At 70.5% G+C, this 15,520-nt stretch carries 14 protein-coding genes and 1 riboswitch; of the genes, 9 read left to right on the top strand and 5 right to left on the bottom strand.

Translation table 11 applies throughout. From position 1 onward, the window contains the following. Positions 1–223 precede the first annotated feature (223 nt). The 8 genes from sigR to RBJ65_RS05115 all read left to right on the top strand — a co-directional run bounded on the left by sigR (position 224) and on the right by RBJ65_RS05115 (position 9,133). Entirely contained in the window at positions 224–907 is a 684-nt protein-coding gene (gene sigR, locus RBJ65_RS05080; protein ID WP_306323395.1) for an RNA polymerase sigma factor SigR, read from the top strand. Continuing rightward, positions 904–1,200: a mycothiol system anti-sigma-R factor gene (gene rsrA, locus RBJ65_RS05085; protein ID WP_306323396.1), complete on the top strand. Its 297-nt coding sequence runs from the start codon at positions 904–906 to the stop codon at positions 1,198–1,200. Before sigR ends, rsrA begins: the two co-directional genes overlap by 4 nt. 137 nt (positions 1,201–1,337) lie before the next feature. After that, complete coding sequence (locus RBJ65_RS05090; protein ID WP_306323397.1) at positions 1,338–2,684, top strand: HD-GYP domain-containing protein; 1,347 nt, start codon at positions 1,338–1,340, stop codon at positions 2,682–2,684. A gap of 421 nt (positions 2,685–3,105) precedes the next feature. Further along, positions 3,106–4,308 carry an HD-GYP domain-containing protein gene (locus RBJ65_RS05095; RefSeq protein WP_372341448.1) on the top strand — a complete coding sequence of 401 codons (1,203 nt, stop codon included), beginning with the start codon at positions 3,106–3,108 and terminating at the stop codon, positions 4,306–4,308. 139 nt (positions 4,309–4,447) lie between these two features. Further along, positions 4,448–5,428 carry a tetratricopeptide repeat protein gene (locus RBJ65_RS05100; RefSeq protein WP_306323398.1) on the top strand — a complete coding sequence of 327 codons (981 nt, stop codon included), beginning with the start codon at positions 4,448–4,450 and terminating at the stop codon, positions 5,426–5,428. A gap of 202 nt (positions 5,429–5,630) precedes the next feature. Next, positions 5,631–6,281, top strand: a complete 651-nt coding sequence (def, locus tag RBJ65_RS05105; protein ID WP_306323399.1) for a peptide deformylase — start codon at positions 5,631–5,633, stop codon at positions 6,279–6,281. A gap of 381 nt (positions 6,282–6,662) precedes the next feature. Continuing rightward, positions 6,663–7,757: a multidrug MFS transporter gene (locus RBJ65_RS05110; protein ID WP_306323400.1), complete on the top strand. Its 1,095-nt coding sequence runs from the start codon at positions 6,663–6,665 to the stop codon at positions 7,755–7,757. Further along, entirely contained in the window at positions 7,754–9,133 is a 1,380-nt protein-coding gene (locus RBJ65_RS05115; RefSeq protein WP_306323401.1) for a cytochrome P450, read from the top strand. The genes RBJ65_RS05110 and RBJ65_RS05115 overlap by 4 nt, the downstream gene beginning before the upstream one ends. A gap of 4 nt (positions 9,134–9,137) precedes the next feature. Here RBJ65_RS05115 and RBJ65_RS05120 read toward each other — a convergent pair whose 3' ends face one another. After that, positions 9,138–10,100 carry a GlxA family transcriptional regulator gene (locus RBJ65_RS05120; RefSeq protein ID WP_306323402.1) on the bottom strand — a complete coding sequence of 321 codons (963 nt, stop codon included), beginning with the start codon at positions 10,098–10,100 and terminating at the stop codon, positions 9,138–9,140. 94 nt (positions 10,101–10,194) lie between these two features. Here RBJ65_RS05120 and RBJ65_RS05125 point away from each other — a divergent pair, with 94 nt between their 5' ends. Beyond that, complete coding sequence (locus RBJ65_RS05125) at positions 10,195–10,359, top strand: hypothetical protein (RefSeq protein WP_306323404.1); 165 nt, start codon at positions 10,195–10,197, stop codon at positions 10,357–10,359. Here RBJ65_RS05125 and RBJ65_RS05130 read toward each other — a convergent pair. The 4 genes from RBJ65_RS05130 to RBJ65_RS05145 all read right to left on the bottom strand — a co-directional run bounded on the left by RBJ65_RS05130 (position 10,341) and on the right by RBJ65_RS05145 (position 15,469). Then, positions 10,341–11,180 carry a bifunctional 2-polyprenyl-6-hydroxyphenol methylase/3-demethylubiquinol 3-O-methyltransferase UbiG gene (locus RBJ65_RS05130; RefSeq protein ID WP_306323405.1) on the bottom strand — a complete coding sequence of 280 codons (840 nt, stop codon included), beginning with the start codon at positions 11,178–11,180 and terminating at the stop codon, positions 10,341–10,343. The genes RBJ65_RS05125 and RBJ65_RS05130 overlap by 19 nt on opposite strands. 85 nt (positions 11,181–11,265) lie before the next feature. Further along, on the bottom strand, positions 11,266–12,276 hold the full coding sequence (locus RBJ65_RS05135) for a ribonucleotide-diphosphate reductase subunit beta (protein WP_306323406.1): 1,011 nt from the start codon (positions 12,274–12,276) through the stop codon (positions 11,266–11,268). Beyond that, positions 12,276–14,657, bottom strand: a complete 2,382-nt coding sequence (locus RBJ65_RS05140; RefSeq protein WP_306323407.1) for a ribonucleoside-diphosphate reductase subunit alpha — start codon at positions 14,655–14,657, stop codon at positions 12,276–12,278. The genes RBJ65_RS05135 and RBJ65_RS05140 overlap by 1 nt, the downstream gene beginning before the upstream one ends. A gap of 148 nt (positions 14,658–14,805) precedes the next feature. After that, a riboswitch (cobalamin riboswitch) is annotated at positions 14,806–14,884 on the bottom strand. A 93-nt stretch (positions 14,885–14,977) separates the two neighbouring features. Continuing rightward, positions 14,978–15,469, bottom strand: coding sequence for a GNAT family N-acetyltransferase (locus RBJ65_RS05145; RefSeq protein ID WP_306323408.1), 492 nt, complete (start codon positions 15,467–15,469; stop codon positions 14,978–14,980). Positions 15,470–15,520 lie beyond the last annotated feature (51 nt).

The following is a 15,520-nucleotide window of genomic DNA, read 5'->3' on the forward strand; positions in this document are numbered from 1 at the left end:
GGACGACTGTTGTGCGGACTGTCGGTGCACACAGTTCGTACGAGAGGAAGTCCGCCGCATGGGTTCAGTCGCTTGCCCCAGCCGTGCCACCGCTCCTGACCTGGAGTGGAGCGTGCTGAGCGCGGCCAAGACCGCTCCTGTTCGGGCGGCGGGCGGACCGGATCGTCGTCTATCCTCCGATTCGAGCGGGGTCTCGTTCGTCCCCGCGACGTCGCTTGAGGAGGTGGGTCCGGTCACAGGGACCGACGCAGGGACCGAGCACGGCCAGGCGGAGGAGCGCCCCGAGGGCCCCGGGAACGGGGAGAGCGCCGCCGAGCGCAACGCGCGCTTCGAGCGGGACGCGCTGGAATTCCTCGACCAGATGTATTCGGCCGCCCTGCGCATGACGCGCAATCCGGCCGACGCCGAGGACCTGGTACAGGAGACGTACGCGAAGGCGTACGCCTCGTTCCACCAGTTCCGCGAGGGCACGAACCTCAAGGCGTGGCTGTACCGGATCCTGACGAACACCTTCATCAACTCGTACCGCAAGAAGCAGCGCGAGCCCCAGCGCAGTGCCGCCGAGGAGATCGAGGACTGGCAGCTGGCCCGGGCCGAGTCGCACATGTCGACCGGTCTGCGCTCCGCCGAGTCGCAGGCGCTCGACCACCTGCCCGACTCGGACGTGAAGAGGGCGCTGCAGGCGATCCCCGAGGAATTCCGCATCGCGGTCTATCTCGCCGACGTAGAGGGCTTTGCGTACAAGGAGATCGCGGACATCATGGGTACACCTATCGGTACGGTGATGTCCCGGCTGCACCGTGGCCGTCGCCAGTTGCGCGGCATGCTCGAGGACTACGCCCGTGACCGCGGGCTCGTCCCGGCCGGTGCCGGTCAGGCGAACGAAGCGAAAGGCTCGGGCTCATGAGCTGCGGAGAGCCGCACGAGACGGACTGCGCGGAAGTCCTGGACCATCTCTACGAGTTCCTCGACCACGAGATGCCGGACAGTGACTGCACCAAGTTCGAGGTGCACTTCGAGGAGTGCTCCCCGTGCCTGGAGAAGTACGGCCTGGAGCAGGCCGTGAAGAAGCTGGTGAAGCGGTGCTGCGGGCATGACGACGTGCCGACCGATCTGCGGGCCAAGGTCATGGGCCGGATCGATCTGATCCGCTCGGGAGAGGCCACGCCCGAGGACGGCCTGGGCAAGCCCCTCGCCTGAACGGTGATCGGGGCTTTGTTCACCCGATCGTGCGAATCCGGGGCCCGTGGCCCCGGCAATCCCCCTGATGCGCCGCGAGCGCCTTCCCGGGCGTCCTATTCTCCGTGAACTGGACGCCTTGGGGAGGGAGTTGGGTCATGCGGTCGGTTCCGCCTGTGGCCCGCGCGTATGTGCTCCTGACCGCCGGTCTCGCCGCCGTCTGCGCCGCGCCGGCCCTGTTCTCCACCGACTCCTCGTGGCTCCGCGTCGGGCTGCTCGCCTGCCTCTACGCGGGGTGCGAGCAGGTCGGCCGCTTCCGATTCCTCGGGCGGCGCGCGCCCCGGGGCATGGGGACGTTCTTTCCCGTACTGCTCGCCGGGGCCTTCCTGTTGCCGCCCGCGGCCGCCGCGCTCGTCGCCGTGCCGGGCGCCCTGCTCGCGCGGGTCGAGCAGCGGCCCGTATGGCTGCGCAAGGTGTGGCGCGCGGCCCAACTCGCCCTCGCCGCCTGGGCCTCGGCGCGGATCTTCGGCGCGCTCGGCGGGCCCGAGGCGGTCGCCGCCGACCCGGGGCCGCGACTCCCGTACGTGCTCGTGCCCGGCGGCGCCGCCGTCCTCGTGTTCTGCGCCGTGCTCACGGTGCTCGACGGGGGCGTGCTGGCCACCGCCGAGCGGGTGCCGGTGCGCGGCGCCTGGCGGGGCCTGTTCCTGCGGATGCTCGCGCCGGTGGCCGCGCACGGGCTCGCCGGGCTTGTGATGGCGATGATGTGGACGAGTTCGTACGGGCCCGTCGCCGCGCTGCTCGTGCTGCTGCCGATGTACATCTCCTGCTGGGTGTTCGCCCAGTACCAGCGGGAGCGGGCGGCCCACCAGGCCACGATCCGGGCGCTCGTGCAGGCCGTCGACATCAAGGACGGGTACACGCGCGGGCACAGTGAGCGGGTCGGGCAGGCGTCCATGATGATCGCGCGCGAGCTCGGGATGGAGGGGGAGCGGGTCGAGGCGCTGCGGTTCGCCGGGATCCTGCACGACGTGGGGAAACTCGGGGTGCCCACGCGGTTGTTGCGCAAGGACGGGCCGCTCACGCCTCAGGAGCGGGAGGTCATTCAGCTGCACCCGGAGTACGGGCACGAGATGGTGCGCGGGATCGCGTTCCTCGGGGAGGCGCGGTCGGCGATTCTCCATCACCACGAGCGGCTCGACGGGAGCGGGTATCCGTACGGGCTTGTGGGTTCGCAGATTCCGGAGTTCGCGCGGGTGGTGGCGGTGGCGGACGCGTTCGACGCGATGACTTCTACGCGGACGTACTCGCGGGCGAGGCCGGTGGCGGTGGCGTTGGCGGAACTGGAGCGGTGTGCGGGGTCGCAGTTCGATCCGGTGATGGTGGGGGCGTTTGTGCGGGTGCTTCGGCGGGAGGGGTGGTCTCCCGTGGTGACGGCGGACGAGGTGGTGCCTGCGGCGCGGCGGGAAAGTGGTGTCGCGGTGCCGCCGCCGGCGGCACCGAGGTGACGCCTCCGCTCCGCGGCACCGGGCGGCTGCCTGCGACGGGTTCGCTCCGCGGCACCGGGCGGCTGCCTGCGACGGGTTCGCTCCGCGGCATCGGGCGGCTGCCTGCGACGGGTTCGCTCCGCGGCACCGGGCGGCTGCCTGCGACGGGGTCGGCGCCCACCGAGGGTGCTGCCCGCACCGGGGGCCGCCTTGCCCACCCTGCCGCCCTTGGCGGCAGATTGCCCAAGGCGTGGGGCGCCGACCGCTACGGGTGGGGAGCCGGTGGTGGCGGATTGCTTGAGGTGGGGGTGGCGTTGGTTGTGTCTTTCGAGCCCCTGCGGCGATTGAGCAGCGGGGTTCGGGGCGGAGCCCCGGGGCGTTGGGGTGGTGGGGCGTGAGAGGGACGGGTAGGTGGGGGATCGGGGTCGTGTACGGGGTCGCCGTGGCGGTCGCGTTGGTCGCCCTCGGCGACACCGTGGCGCACGGCGTCGTCGAACCGGGGAACGCCCTGGCGTTCGGGGCGTTCGTCGCCGTGGGGGAACTGGCCCGATGGGGCGGCGGCGAGGAGCGCGAGGCCGCACCGCTCGGAGCCGCGGGCGCACTCGCGTACGCACTGCTCGGCGAGGTGGCCGGACGGCCCACGCACCACGGCGTACTCCAGGTCGTCGCGGTCGTCGTCGCCGGCGCGCTCGTCGGCTGCGTACCGCACGTGGCCCGCGGCAAGGGCTCCCCGCTCGACCACGTCGCGCGCCGCGTGCTCACCGTCGGGTTCGCCGCCGTCTGCTTCCAACCGCTCTACAACGAAGGCGTGTTGGAGGAGTGGGTCGGCGACGGGGCGTACTACGCGCTGTTGATGGTGGGGCTGCTGACCCTTACCGCGTTGTGCGACGCCGTGCTCGCCGCCGCCATGGCGCACGCCAGGACCCGGTGGCCGTTCGGGCCGCTGCTGCGCGACGAGTTGCGGGCGATGCTCGGGATCGGCTCCGCCGTGTGCGCGACGGGCGCCGTCATGGCGCTCGCCGTCGCCGTCCTCGGGCTGTGGGCGCTGCCCCTGATCAGCCTGCCGCTGCTGCTCACCCAGTTGGCGTTCCGCAGGTACTCCGTGGTCAAGGCCACGTACCGGCAGACCATCACCTCACTGGCCCGCGCCACCGAGATCGCCGGCTACACCCCGCACGGCCACGCCCGCCGCGTCGCCGCGCTCAGCCGGGCCATGGGGCGTGACCTGGGGGTTTCCGGGGCGGATCTCACGGTCCTCGAGTACGCCGCGCTGATGCACGACATCGGGCAGCTCTCGCTCGTCGACCCCGTCGCCGAAGGGGCCACCGCCGCGCTGCCGCCAGCCCAGCAGCGCCGGATCGCGCTCCTCGGCGGCGCCGTCGTCCGGCAGACCGGCGTGGACCCGCACGTCGCCGTGGTGGTCGAGCGGCAGGCCGACCCGTACCGTGAGCAGCCGCTCACCGCCCGGATTGTGCGGACAGCGAACGCGTACGACGAGATGGCCAGGGAACAGGGACCTCAGGGGCCGCTCAGGGCGCTGGAAAGCCTGCGTCTGGCCACGGGCCGCGACCACCAGCCGGAGGTCGTGGAAGCGCTGGCCAGAGTGGTTTCCAAGGCCGGTCTGAGCCTAGGGTCGGTGGGGTAACCCATGGGTAATGAGCGGTCGTCCGACCGTACGTGGTTGGATGCGAAGCAAGGCACGGACACGCAAGGCACAGCACGCAAGGCACGCGGAAGGCTCGGCGTCCGGGGGCACAGGCCTCGAGTATCGGCAGGCGGGAATCGTGAGGATCTTCGGCAAGGGACGGCACCGGCCCTCCGCCTCCTGGCGGCAGGCCACGGATCGCGCGTTCACGCTGATCGGCGACGGCCGGTACGAGGACGCGGGAGCGCTGCTCACGCGCGCCGCCGACCTGGAGCCGTGGCTGTCGGAGTCCTGGTTCAACCTCGCGCTGCTGCACAAGTTCCGGCACGACTGGGAGCAGGCCCGCACCACGGGTCTGCGGGCCGTCGCGCTCCTGGAGAAGGAGAACGGGGCGCCGGACTGGTGGAACGTCGGCATCGCCGCCACCGCGCTCCAGGACTGGCCGCTCGCGCGCAGGGCCTGGCAGGCGTACGGGCTGAAGGTGCCCGGTGGCGCCGCGGCCGCCGGGGAGCCGACCGGGATGGACCTCGGGAGCGCCGCCGTGCGGCTGTCGCCGGAGGGCGAGGCCGAGGTGGTGTGGGGGCGCAGGCTCGACCCCGCGCGGATCGAGGTGCTCTCCATTCCGCTGCCGTCGTCCGGGCGGCGCTGGGGCGAGGTCGTGCTGCACGACGGGGTGCCGCACGGGGAGCGGACCACGGCGACCGGGCACTCGTATCCGGTGTTCGACGAGATCGAGCTGTGGGCGCCTTCGCCGGTGCCGACGTGGGTGGTGCTGCTGGAGGCGGCCACCGAGGCGGACCGGGACGCGTTGGAGCGGTTGGCCGCCGATGCGGGGTTCGCCGCGGAGGACTGGTCGTCGTCCGTGCGGTTGCTGTGCCGGACGTGTTCCGAGTCGCGGATGCCGTCCGACGAGGGGGACGGGACGCATCTCGATCCGCACGATCACAGTGAGCCGGGGCATCCGGGGCCGCTCGGGCATCGGACCGATGGGCAGTTGTGGGTGCCGGAGCGGGAGTGTGGGGTGGCTGCGCCGGCGTCGTTGGTGCGGGGGTTGCTCGACGGGTGGGTCGCCGACTCGCCGGATTCGCGGGACTGGCGGGATCTCGAAGAGGTCTGTTAGCTGCGGGTGGGTGCGGGGCTGGTTCCTGGAGGCCGCCCCCGCCGCCCCTTCCCGTCCCGTCCCCGGGGGCTGCGCCCCCGGACCCCCTTAAAAGATTGCGCCCCGCAGCGGAGCTGCAAATGGACACAGCCCCGCGCCCCTGAGTGCCCCCGTACCCTGTAGAGGTTCGACCCTCGTATTCCCAGGAAGGCAATCGTCCCCCATGGCTCAGCAGGACACCGATCAGCAGCACGCCGGCGTGCTTCCCGTGGATGACGAGGGGTTTGTCGTCGACAGCGAGGACTGCGAGGCGCGGGAGGCGGCGTACCGGGAGCGTGGTACGTCGCGGCCGATCACCGTCGTCGGGAACCCGGTGCTGCACAAGGAGTGCAAGGACGTCACCGAGTTCGACGACGAGCTCGCGAAGCTCGTCGACGACATGTTCGCCAGCCAGCGCACCGCCGAGGGCGTGGGCCTCGCCGCCAACCAGATCGGCGTGGACCTGAAGGTCTTCGTGTACGACTGCCCGGACGACGACGGCGTGCGGCACACCGGGGTCGTCTGCAACCCGGTGCTGCGCGAGCTGCCGGCCGAGCAGCGGCGGCTCGACGACTCCAACGAGGGCTGCCTGTCCGTACCGACCGCGTACGCCGAACTCGCCCGCCCCGACTACGCGGTGGTCACCGGGCAGGACGAGAAGGGCAACGCGATCACCGTGCGCGGCACCGGCTACTTCGCGCGCTGCCTGCAGCACGAGACGGACCACCTGTACGGGTACCTGTACATCGACCGGCTGTCGAAGCGGGAGCGCAAGGCCGCGCTGAAGCAGATGGACGAGGGCACGCCCCGCTACCCCGTGGTCGCCAACGACTGAGAACTTTCACCATTCGTACGCAAGTTGAGCCTTGGCCGTACGTGAGTGGGACGTCGAGCGGCGTCCGGTCCGGGAATCCCCCCGGTCGGGCGCCGCTTTTCTGTGCCCGCGTACGCGCTGTCGTACGCCCGCCTGTGCGAACAGGATCAGCCGCGCGTGATCCATATTCAGTCATGTAAGGGGACGAATCGCGTAACCGGGGGTAGTGAGGGGAGCAAATCCGTTCCCACATCGGTCAGTTGTGGTGCTGAATAGAAAGCGCGGGGATACGCAACGGCGCGCGCCCGGCAGTGCGGGAGGGGCGTACGCCCACACGCGGCAGAGAGGGGTTTGTACGTGCGTTATCCACAGACAGCGGTACCAGCTGCGCTGGCGCTACCGATGGTCGAGGACGCGTTTCCTCGCAATCTGCACCCGTATTGGCCGAAGCTCCAGGAGACAACGCGCTCCTGGCTGCTCGAAAAGCGGCTGATGCCGCCGGACAAGGTCGAGAAGTACGCCGATGGGCTGCGCTACACGGACCTGATGGCGGGCTACTACCTGGAGGCCCCCGACGACGTGCTGGCCGCGATCTGCGACTACAGCGCGTGGTTCTTCGTCTGGGACGACCGGCACGACCGCGACGTGATCCACGGAAGGACGGCGAGCTGGCGGCGGCTCGCCGTCCAGCTGCACGCGGCGACCGAGGCACCCGAGCTCCACCTGGACCACAGGGACCCGCTGGTCGCGGGCTTCGCGGACAGTGTGCTGAGGCTCTACGGCACGCTCGGCCGGACCTGGAACGCGCGCTTCGCCCGGCACTTCCACGCGGTGATCGACGCGTACGACCAGGAGTTCCGCAACCGGACCTCGGGCACGGTCCCGTCGGTCGACGAGTACATCGCGCTGCGCAGGAACACCTTCGCGCACTGGATCTGGCTCGACCTGCTGGAGCCGAGCGCAATGTACGAACTCCCCACCTGGGTACGGAAAAACGAGGCGTTCGCGCGCGCGGCACTCGCCTGCCAGGATTTCGCGGCCTGGTACAACGACCTGTGCTCGCTGCCCAAGGAACTCGCGGGCAATGAATTGCACAATCTCGGGATAAGCCTCATACGGCACGAGGAGTATTCGCTCCCCGAAGCGATCGAAGAAGTACGCCGAAGGGTTCAGGGAACCGTCGACGAATTCCTCGACGCGGAGCGGCAGGTGGAACATCTCGCGGTCGTCACGGAAAACGTGGGGCCGCACGGAAAGGAGCTCGCGGAGGCCATTCGGCGGTGCGTGGGGAACATGCGGAACTGGTTCAGCTCCGTCTACTGGTTCCATCACGAATCGGGGCGTTATCGGGTCGACAGTTGGGACGACAGGGCCACGCCGCCCTATGTCACCGACGCCGAACCGGGAATCACCGGAGCGGGAATCACCGGAGCGGGAATCGCCGAAGCGGGAATCGCCGAACCGGAAATGACGCAGCAGGTGGGTGAGCGCACATGACCGTCGACTCCACGCTGCCGGCACCCGCGCCGAGCACCGCCGAAGAGCAGCCGCCGCCCGCCCCCGGTGGCGTGCCGCTCATCGGCCACGCCTGGAACCTGCTGCGCGACCCGCTGGCCTTCCTGGCCTCCTTGCGCGACGGCGGTGAGGTCGTCCGGCTGAAGCTCGGTCCGAAGACGGCGTACGCGGTGAACGACCCGGAGCTGGTCGCCACGCTCCTCAAGAGCCCCGACTTCCTGGTCGGCGGGCCGCTCTGGGACACCATGGGCGTGCTACTCGGCAAGGGCGTCGCGACCAGCAACGGGCCGCTGCACCGGCGCCAACGCCGCGCCATCCAGCCCGCGTTCAGGATGGACAGGATCCATGAGTACGCGGCCGTGATGGAGCAGGAGGCGCACGCCATGGCCGACCGGTGGGAGGACGGGCAGACCGTCGACATCGGCGCCGAGGTGTTCCGTACGGCGACCCGGATCGTGGCGCGCTCCGTGCTCCGGGTCGACTCGATCGACGAGCGGGCGGACCGGCTCAGCGCCGCGCTGCACACCGTCTTCGAGGGCCTGTACCGGCGGATGATCCTGTCCTTCGGGCCGCTCTACCGGCTGCCGCTTCCGGCCAATCGACGGTTCGGATACGCGCTGGCCGATTTGCACCGCCTGGTCGACGAGATCATCGCCGAACGCCGGGAACAGACGGCTTCCGGCCACAATCCGGACGACCTGCTCGCGGCATTGCTCGACGACCGCGACGGGAATGGTGAACCGGTCGGCGAGCAGGAGGTGCACGACCAAGTCGTGTCGCTCGTCGTGGCCGGGGCCGAGAATGTGGCGAAGACGCTGACATGGGTCTTCCAGCTCCTCGCCGAACACCCGGACCACGAAAGGCGGTTGAGCGAGGAACTGAAATCCGTCACGCGTGGTCGGCCGGTCGCTTTCGGTGACATCAAGGAACTCGCATATATGCGGAATCTGCTCACCGAATCGATGCGAATACGGCCCGCCGTATGGATACTGACGCGGCTCGCGGCCGTCGACACGACGCTCGGCGGGTATCGCATTCCGGCCGGGGCGGACATCGTCTACAGCCCGCTCGCGATGCAGCGCGACCCGCGCGCGTTCCGTGACCATCTGGCGTTCGACCCCGACCGCTGGCTGCCCGAACGCGCCGCGGATGTGACGCCCGCGGCGCACGCGCCGTTCAGCGTCGGCAACCGCAAGTGCCCCGGCGACCACTTCAGCATGGCCGAACTGGCGCTGGTGCTGGGGGCGGTTGTGCGGAGGTGGCGGGTGGGCCCGACGAGCGGAACGGACACCACCGCCCGGATAGGGATCACCCTGCAACCGAAGGCGGCACTGCTGAAGGTCGAAGCGCGCGGCTAGCCGACTAGCCCGCGAGCTTCACGCGGAAGGTCCTTCTGAAGGCGTTGGGCGTCGTGCCCAGCGCCTTCATGAACTGATGGCGCATCGCCGCCGCGTTGCCGAACCCGGTGCGCGCGGCGATCGCGTCCACCGTCTCGTCGGTGCGCTCCAGCAACTCCTGGGCGAACAGCACCCGTTGACGCAGCAGCCAGCGGTACGGCGTCGTCCCGGTCTCCTGCTGGAAGCGCCGCGCGAAGGTGCGCGGCGACATGTGCGCACGCGCCGCGAGCTCCTCCACGGTGACCGGCTCGTCCAGGTGCCGGTCCATCCACGCCAGCACCTCCCCCACGGTGTCGCACCGGGTCATCGGCAGCGGGCGCTCCACGTACTGCGCCTGCCCGCCGTCGCGGTGCGGGGGCACGACCATGCGGCGGGCGATCGCGTTCGCCACCTCGGCGCCGTGTTCGGTCCGCACGATGTGCAGGCAGGCGTCGATGCCCGCGGCCGTCCCGGCGGAGGTGACGACCGGGCCGTCGTCGACGTACAGCACGTCGGGGTCGACGCGGGTGCGCGGGAAGCGGACGGCGAGCTCGCGTTCGTAGCGCCAGTGCACCGCGCAGCGCCGCCCGTCGAGCAGCCCGGCCGCGCCGAGCGCGAACACCCCCGAGCAGACGCTGAGGACGCGCGCGCCCCGGTCGACGGCGCGCCGCAGCGCGTCGAGCAGCTCCGGCGGGTACCCGTCGTGCGGCTCACCCGAGGCCGGCACCGCGATGAGGTCGGCCTCGTCGAGTCGTTCGAGGCCGTACGGGGTGGAGACCGTCATGCCCGGCACGTGCGTACCGAGCGTGGGACCCGCGGCGGAGACGGCCGCGAAGTCGTACACGGGAAGCCCGGCCTCGCTCCGGTCGAGGCCGAACACCTCGCAGACGACGCCGAGTTCGAAGGGGTGAACTCTGTCGAGCAGCACGGCGGCCACGTTCTTCAGCATGTCCGCCAGTGTGCCGCAGGCGTGGCAGTAATTCGAGGGTCGGTGACGGTCCTGCCACTGCCGCGCGGCTGCCGCCGGGCGGAGAGTAGGGGCCATGAACACAGCGATGAACTACCTGACCGTCCTCTTCGTCTTCCTCCTCCTGGCGGCCCCCTCCCTGTACGGGATGGCCCACGACCGTCGCATCGACCGCCAGCTCAAGGCGGCCGCCGCCCGGCGCGCGGACAGCCGGGCCCCCCGCTACGAGAAGGCGGCCTGACCGGGCCGCCGCCCGAAGACCAGCAAGTGCGAACTCGCGACCAGCAACTCAGGATGCGCCTCCGCCAGCCGGGCAGCGGCCAGAGCCGACACGAACAGGTCGGATTCCCGGGCCACTTGCCGCCCGGTGGCGGTCTCGGCGGCCTTCAGCATCGAGTCGGCGGGCCCCTCCACCCCGTACAGCCGGGTGTCGTCGAACCCGGCGTCCCGTACCTCCGCCGCCAGGTCGTCGGCCCGATGGAAGTACGCGAAGGTGAACTCCCGCCCCTCGTTCCTCCCGGTCGCCAGCACCCGCCCCGTGCGCTCCGCGCGCCCGTCGAGGTGCACCCGCCCGACCGAGGCGTGGTCGAACAGCGCCGCGAACCGCTGAATCCCGGCGGCCACGACAAGGCCACCGGGACGCACCACCCGCATCGCCTCCGCCAACACCCGCTCCCTGTCGGCCCGTTCGGGCAGGTGGTACAGCGGTCCGAGCAACAGCACCACGTCGTACGAGGAATCGGACGCGCTCAGCGCACGGGCATCGCCCAGCTCGACCGCGCACCCGGCGTCCGCCGCCTCCCGTACGTGCCGTTCCACGGGGTCGACGAGACGCACGCGGTACCCGTCCTCGACGAGCCACCGCGCGTGCGTCCCGGGACCGCCGCCCACGTCAAGCACGGAGGCGGGCGCGGCGGGCAGGTGCCGCCTCAACAGCTCCTGCGTACGCACGAGTTCGAGCACGCCGGCGGCGGATGTGCGCAGCCGGGTGTGCTCGTCGAAGCGGGTGGAGTAGTAGGTGAGGACTTCGGCCGCGACCTGGGGTGCCTGGGGTGCCGTCATGCCCCGCAAGTGTGACGAAGGGGCGGTGGGCGCCGCACCTCAATATCGGGGTGCGGCGCCCACCGCTCCGTAGCGCCTCTACCGCTCAGAAGTCCTCGTCGAAGCCGACCGAGCCCTCGACCGCGACCTGGTAGGCCGAGACGCGGCGTTCGAAGAAGTTGGTCAGTTCCTGGACGCCCTGGAGCTCCATGAAGGAGAAGGGGTTCTCCGAGCCGTAGACCGGGGCGAAGCCGAGGCGCTGGAGGCGTTGGTCCGCGACGCACTCCAGGTACTGGCGCATCGAGTCGGTGTTCATGCCCGGCAGGCCCTCGCCGCACAGGTCTCGGGCGAACTGCAGCTCGGCGTCGACCGCCTCCTTCAGCATGTCCGTGACCTGCGTGCGCAGCGCGTCGTCGAAGAGCTCGGGCTCCTCCTTGCGGACCGTGTCGACGACGTCGAAGGCGAAGGACATGTGCATCGTCTCGTCGCGGAACACCCAGTTGGTGCCGGTGGCGAGGCCGTGGAGGAGGCCCCGGCTGCGGAACCAGTAGACGTACGCGAACGCCCCGTAGAAGAACAGGCCCTCGATGCACGCCGCGAAGCAGATCAGGTTGAGGAGGAAGCGGCGGCGGTCCGCCTTGGACTCCAGGCGGTCCATCTCCTCGACCGAGTCCATCCACTTGAAGCAGAACTCGGCCTTCTCGCGGATGGACGGGATGTTCTCCACGGCGGCGAAGGCGGCCGCGCGGTCCTCCGGGTCGGGGAGGTAGGTGTCGAGCAGCGTCAAGTAGAACTGGACGTGCACGGCCTCCTCGAAGAGCTGGCGGGACAAGTAGAGCCGCGCTTCGGGGGAGTTGATGTGCTTGTAGAGGGTGAGGACGAGGTTGTTCGCCACGATCGAGTCGCCCGTCGCGAAGAACGCGACCAGGCGGCCGATCATGTGCTGCTCGCCGGGGCTGAGCTTCGCGAGGTCGGCGACGTCCGAGTGGAGGTCGACCTCCTCGACCGTCCACGTGTTCTTGATGGCGTCCCGGTAGCGCTCGTAGAAGTCCGGGTAGCGCATGGGGCGCAGGGTGAGTTCGAAGCCCGGGTCGAGCAGGTTCTTGGTGTCACTCATTACTGGCAGGCCTCGCAGGACTCGGGGTTTTCCAGGGAGCAGGCGACCGCGTCGGGGTCGGGGTCGGGGTCGGGTGTCGCGGTCTGTGCGGGGACGGGGGCGGTGGAGCTGTTGCCGGCCGCCCGCGCGATGCGCGTCGCGGGGCGCGAGCGCAGGTAGTACGTCGTCTTCAGGCCCGACTTCCAGGCGTACGCGTACATCGAGGAGAGCTTGCCGATGGTCGGCGTCTCCATGAAGAGGTTGAGGGACTGGGCCTGGTCGAGGAACGGGGTGCGGGCCGCCGCCATGTCGATGAGGCCGCGTTGCGGGATCTCCCAGGCCGTGCGGTAGAGGGCGCGGACCTCGTCCGGGATCCAAGTGAAGCCCTGCACCGAGCCGTTGGACTCGCGCAGTGCCTCGCGGGTCTGTGCGTCCCAGACGCCGAGCCGCTTCAACTCGTCGATCAGGTACGCGTTCACCTGGAGGAATTCGCCCGACAGCGTCTCGCGCTTGAAGAGGTTGGAGACCTGTGGCTCGATGCACTCGTAGACGCCGGCGATGGAGGCGATGGTCGCCGTCGGCGCGATCGCCAGCAGCAGCGAGTTGCGCATGCCGACCGAGGCGATGCGTGCGCGCAGTGCCGCCCAGCGCTCCGGCCAGGTGAGCTGGACGTCGTAGTGGTCCGGGTGCAGGACGCCGCGTGCCGTACGCGTCTTCTCCCAGGCGGGCAACGGGCCGTTGCGCTCGGCGAGGTCCGTCGACGCCTCGTACGCGGCGAGCATGACGCGCTCCGCGATACGGGTGGACAGGGCGCGGGCCTCGGGTGAGTCGAAGGGGAGCTTCAGTTTGAAGAAGACGTCCTGGAGGCCCATCGCGCCCAGGCCCACCGGGCGCCAGCGCGCGTTGGAGCGGCCCGCCTGGTCGGTCGGGTAGAAGTTGATGTCGACGACGCGGTCGAGGAACGTGACGGCCGTGCGGACGGTGTCGTCGAGGCGCTTCCAGTCGATGTCGTGCGTCTCTACGTCGACGAAGGCGCCGAGGTTCACCGAGCCCAGGTTGCAGACGGCCGTCTCCCCGTCGTCCGTCACCTCCAGGATCTCCGTGCACAGGTTGGAGGAGTGGACGGTGTGGCCGGGCTCGGCCGTCTGGTTGGCGGTGCGGTTGGCGGCGTCCTTGAAGGTGAGCCAGCCGTTGCCGGTCTGCGCGAGGGTGCGCATCATGCGGCCGTACAGATCGCGGGCCGGGATCGTCTTCTGCGCCTTGCCGTCGGCCTCGGCCTTGCGGTACGCGGCGTCGAACTCCGCGCCCCACAGGTCGACAAGCTCGGGCACGTCGGACGGGGAGAACAGGGACCACGGCTCGTCCGCGTTCACGCGGCGCATGAACTCGTCCGGGATCCAGTGCGCGAGGTTCAGGTTGTGGGTGCGGCGCGCGTCCTCGCCGGTGTTGTCGCGCAGCTCCAGGAACTCCTCGATGTCGGAGTGCCAGGTCTCCAGGTAGACCGCGGCCGCGCCCTTGCGGCGGCCGCCCTGGTTCACCGCCGCCACCGAGGCGTCCAGCGTCTTCAGGAACGGGACGATGCCGTTGGAGTGGCCGTTCGTGCCGCGGATCAGCGAACCGCGCGAGCGGATACGGGAGTACGAGAGGCCGATGCCGCCCGCGTGCTTCGAGAGGCGGGCCACCTGGTGGTAGCGGTCGTAGATCGAGTCGAGCTCGTCGAGTGGGGAGTCGAGGAGGTAGCAGCTCGACATCTGGGGGTGGCGGGTGCCGGAGTTGAAGAGGGTGGGGGAGGAGGGGAGGTAGTCGAGGCGGCTCATCAGGCCGTACAGCGCGGCCACTTCGTCGAGAGCGCGGACGCTGTCGTCCTCGGCCAGGCCCGCCGCCACGCGCAGCATGAAGTGCTGCGGGGTCTCGATGACGTGCCGGGTGATCGGGTGGCGCAGCAGGTAGCGGCTGTGCAGGGTGCGCAGGCCGAAGTAGCCGAAGCGGTCGTCGGCGGTGGTGTCGACGAGGGCGTCGAGGCGGGTGGCGTGTACGCGGACGAATCCGGCCGTACGGTCCGCGATCAGGCCCTCGCGGTGGCCGACCGCGACCGACTCGGTGAAGCTCGTGACGCCCTGCGAGGCGGCCTCGGAGGCGATGGAGCGGGTGAGCAGGCGGGCGGCGAGCCGGGAGTAGTCCGGGTCCTCCGAGATCAGTCCGGCCGCGGCCTCGGTGGCGAGATCGCGCAGCTCGGCCTCGTCGGCGTGCGCGCTTCGCCCGCGCAGCGCGGCGGCCGCGATTCTGCCGGGGTCGGCGTCGGGGAGGTCGACGGTGAGGTCCGTCAGGGTGCGCAGCAGTGCTGCACCCGGGCCGTCCTCGGGTGTGGCTGAGACCGGTTCGGCGGGCGGCGCGATGGTCACGTGGAGGCTCTCCCTCGCTCGGCTCGGGGCCTGCGGGGAGGAGGTGGCGGCGCGGGCCGCGGCGGGCGGGCCCTCGTCCACCGGCCCTTTCCGCGAGGCCCGGACGTCGTCGACGCCCGGGCCGGGTGGCTCGGGCGTACCGTCGACAGGTCGTCGGACTCGCGTGGGCGGATGTGTACGCCTACGCACACCGTTGCGGGACAGTTCCGGATTCGCACCGGATTCCCCTGCGGCGACAGCGAGAGCGAGCATACATGTTGTGCCGGGTTTTCGCGGCAGCCCCATATGTTGTGTCGGTGCGCCCCGGAGGGTGTCCGTGCCTACAGGCTCAACTCGTACGCCCGCAGCGTCACTTCCGGGATCGGGTCCCAGTCGCGCTCCGGGATCCGGGTGAAGCCGAGGCGTTCGTAGAGGCGGTGCGAGGCCGTCGCCACGGGCTGGGTGCACAGCACCACGGCCTTCTTGCCAGCCGCCCGCGCCCGCTCCACCACGGCCCGCACGAGCGCCTCCCCGACGCCCTTCCCGCGCGCCTCGACCGCCACCGCGAGCATCCGGAACTCGACCTCGCCGGAGCGGGACACCTCCGCGTACGGGTGCTCGTGCGAGGGGACGTACGTGACGCAGCCGACGACGCGTCCCTCGGGGTCCTCCGCGACGAGCACCTCGGCCTGTCGCGCACGCTTCTCGACGTCGCGCAGTTCGGCGGCGTACCAGTCGTCCTCCCCCTTCGCGAGGAGGCCGCTGCCGAGATAGGCGCGGGCGATCAACTCGCCGAGTTCGGCGTACTCTTCGGGGCGCACAGTTCTGATCACGTCGTCATGGTTACGTGACGTGCCGCCGCGCTCGCAATGCTTTCCCGAAAA

The organism is Streptomyces sp. KL109B (assembly GCF_030766935.1).
Classification (GTDB): Bacteria; Actinomycetota; Actinomycetes; order Streptomycetales; family Streptomycetaceae; genus Streptomyces.

Coding starts and splice junctions, on each gene's coding strand:
- rsrA (WP_306323396.1), top strand. CDS start 904: ATGAGCTGCGGAGAGCCGCACGAGACGGACTGCGCGGAAGTCCTGGAC.
- RBJ65_RS05090 (WP_306323397.1), top strand. CDS start 1,338: ATGCGGTCGGTTCCGCCTGTGGCCCGCGCGTATGTGCTCCTGACCGCC.
- RBJ65_RS05130 (WP_306323405.1), bottom strand. CDS start 11,180: ATGACGGCACCCCAGGCACCCCAGGTCGCGGCCGAAGTCCTCACCTAC.
- RBJ65_RS05120 (WP_306323402.1), bottom strand. CDS start 10,100: ATGCTGAAGAACGTGGCCGCCGTGCTGCTCGACAGAGTTCACCCCTTC.
- RBJ65_RS05115 (WP_306323401.1), top strand. CDS start 7,754: ATGACCGTCGACTCCACGCTGCCGGCACCCGCGCCGAGCACCGCCGAA.
- RBJ65_RS05125 (WP_306323404.1), top strand. CDS start 10,195: ATGAACACAGCGATGAACTACCTGACCGTCCTCTTCGTCTTCCTCCTC.
- RBJ65_RS05110 (WP_306323400.1), top strand. CDS start 6,663: ATGGTCGAGGACGCGTTTCCTCGCAATCTGCACCCGTATTGGCCGAAG.
- RBJ65_RS05135 (WP_306323406.1), bottom strand. CDS start 12,276: ATGAGTGACACCAAGAACCTGCTCGACCCGGGCTTCGAACTCACCCTG.
- def (WP_306323399.1), top strand. CDS start 5,631: ATGGCTCAGCAGGACACCGATCAGCAGCACGCCGGCGTGCTTCCCGTG.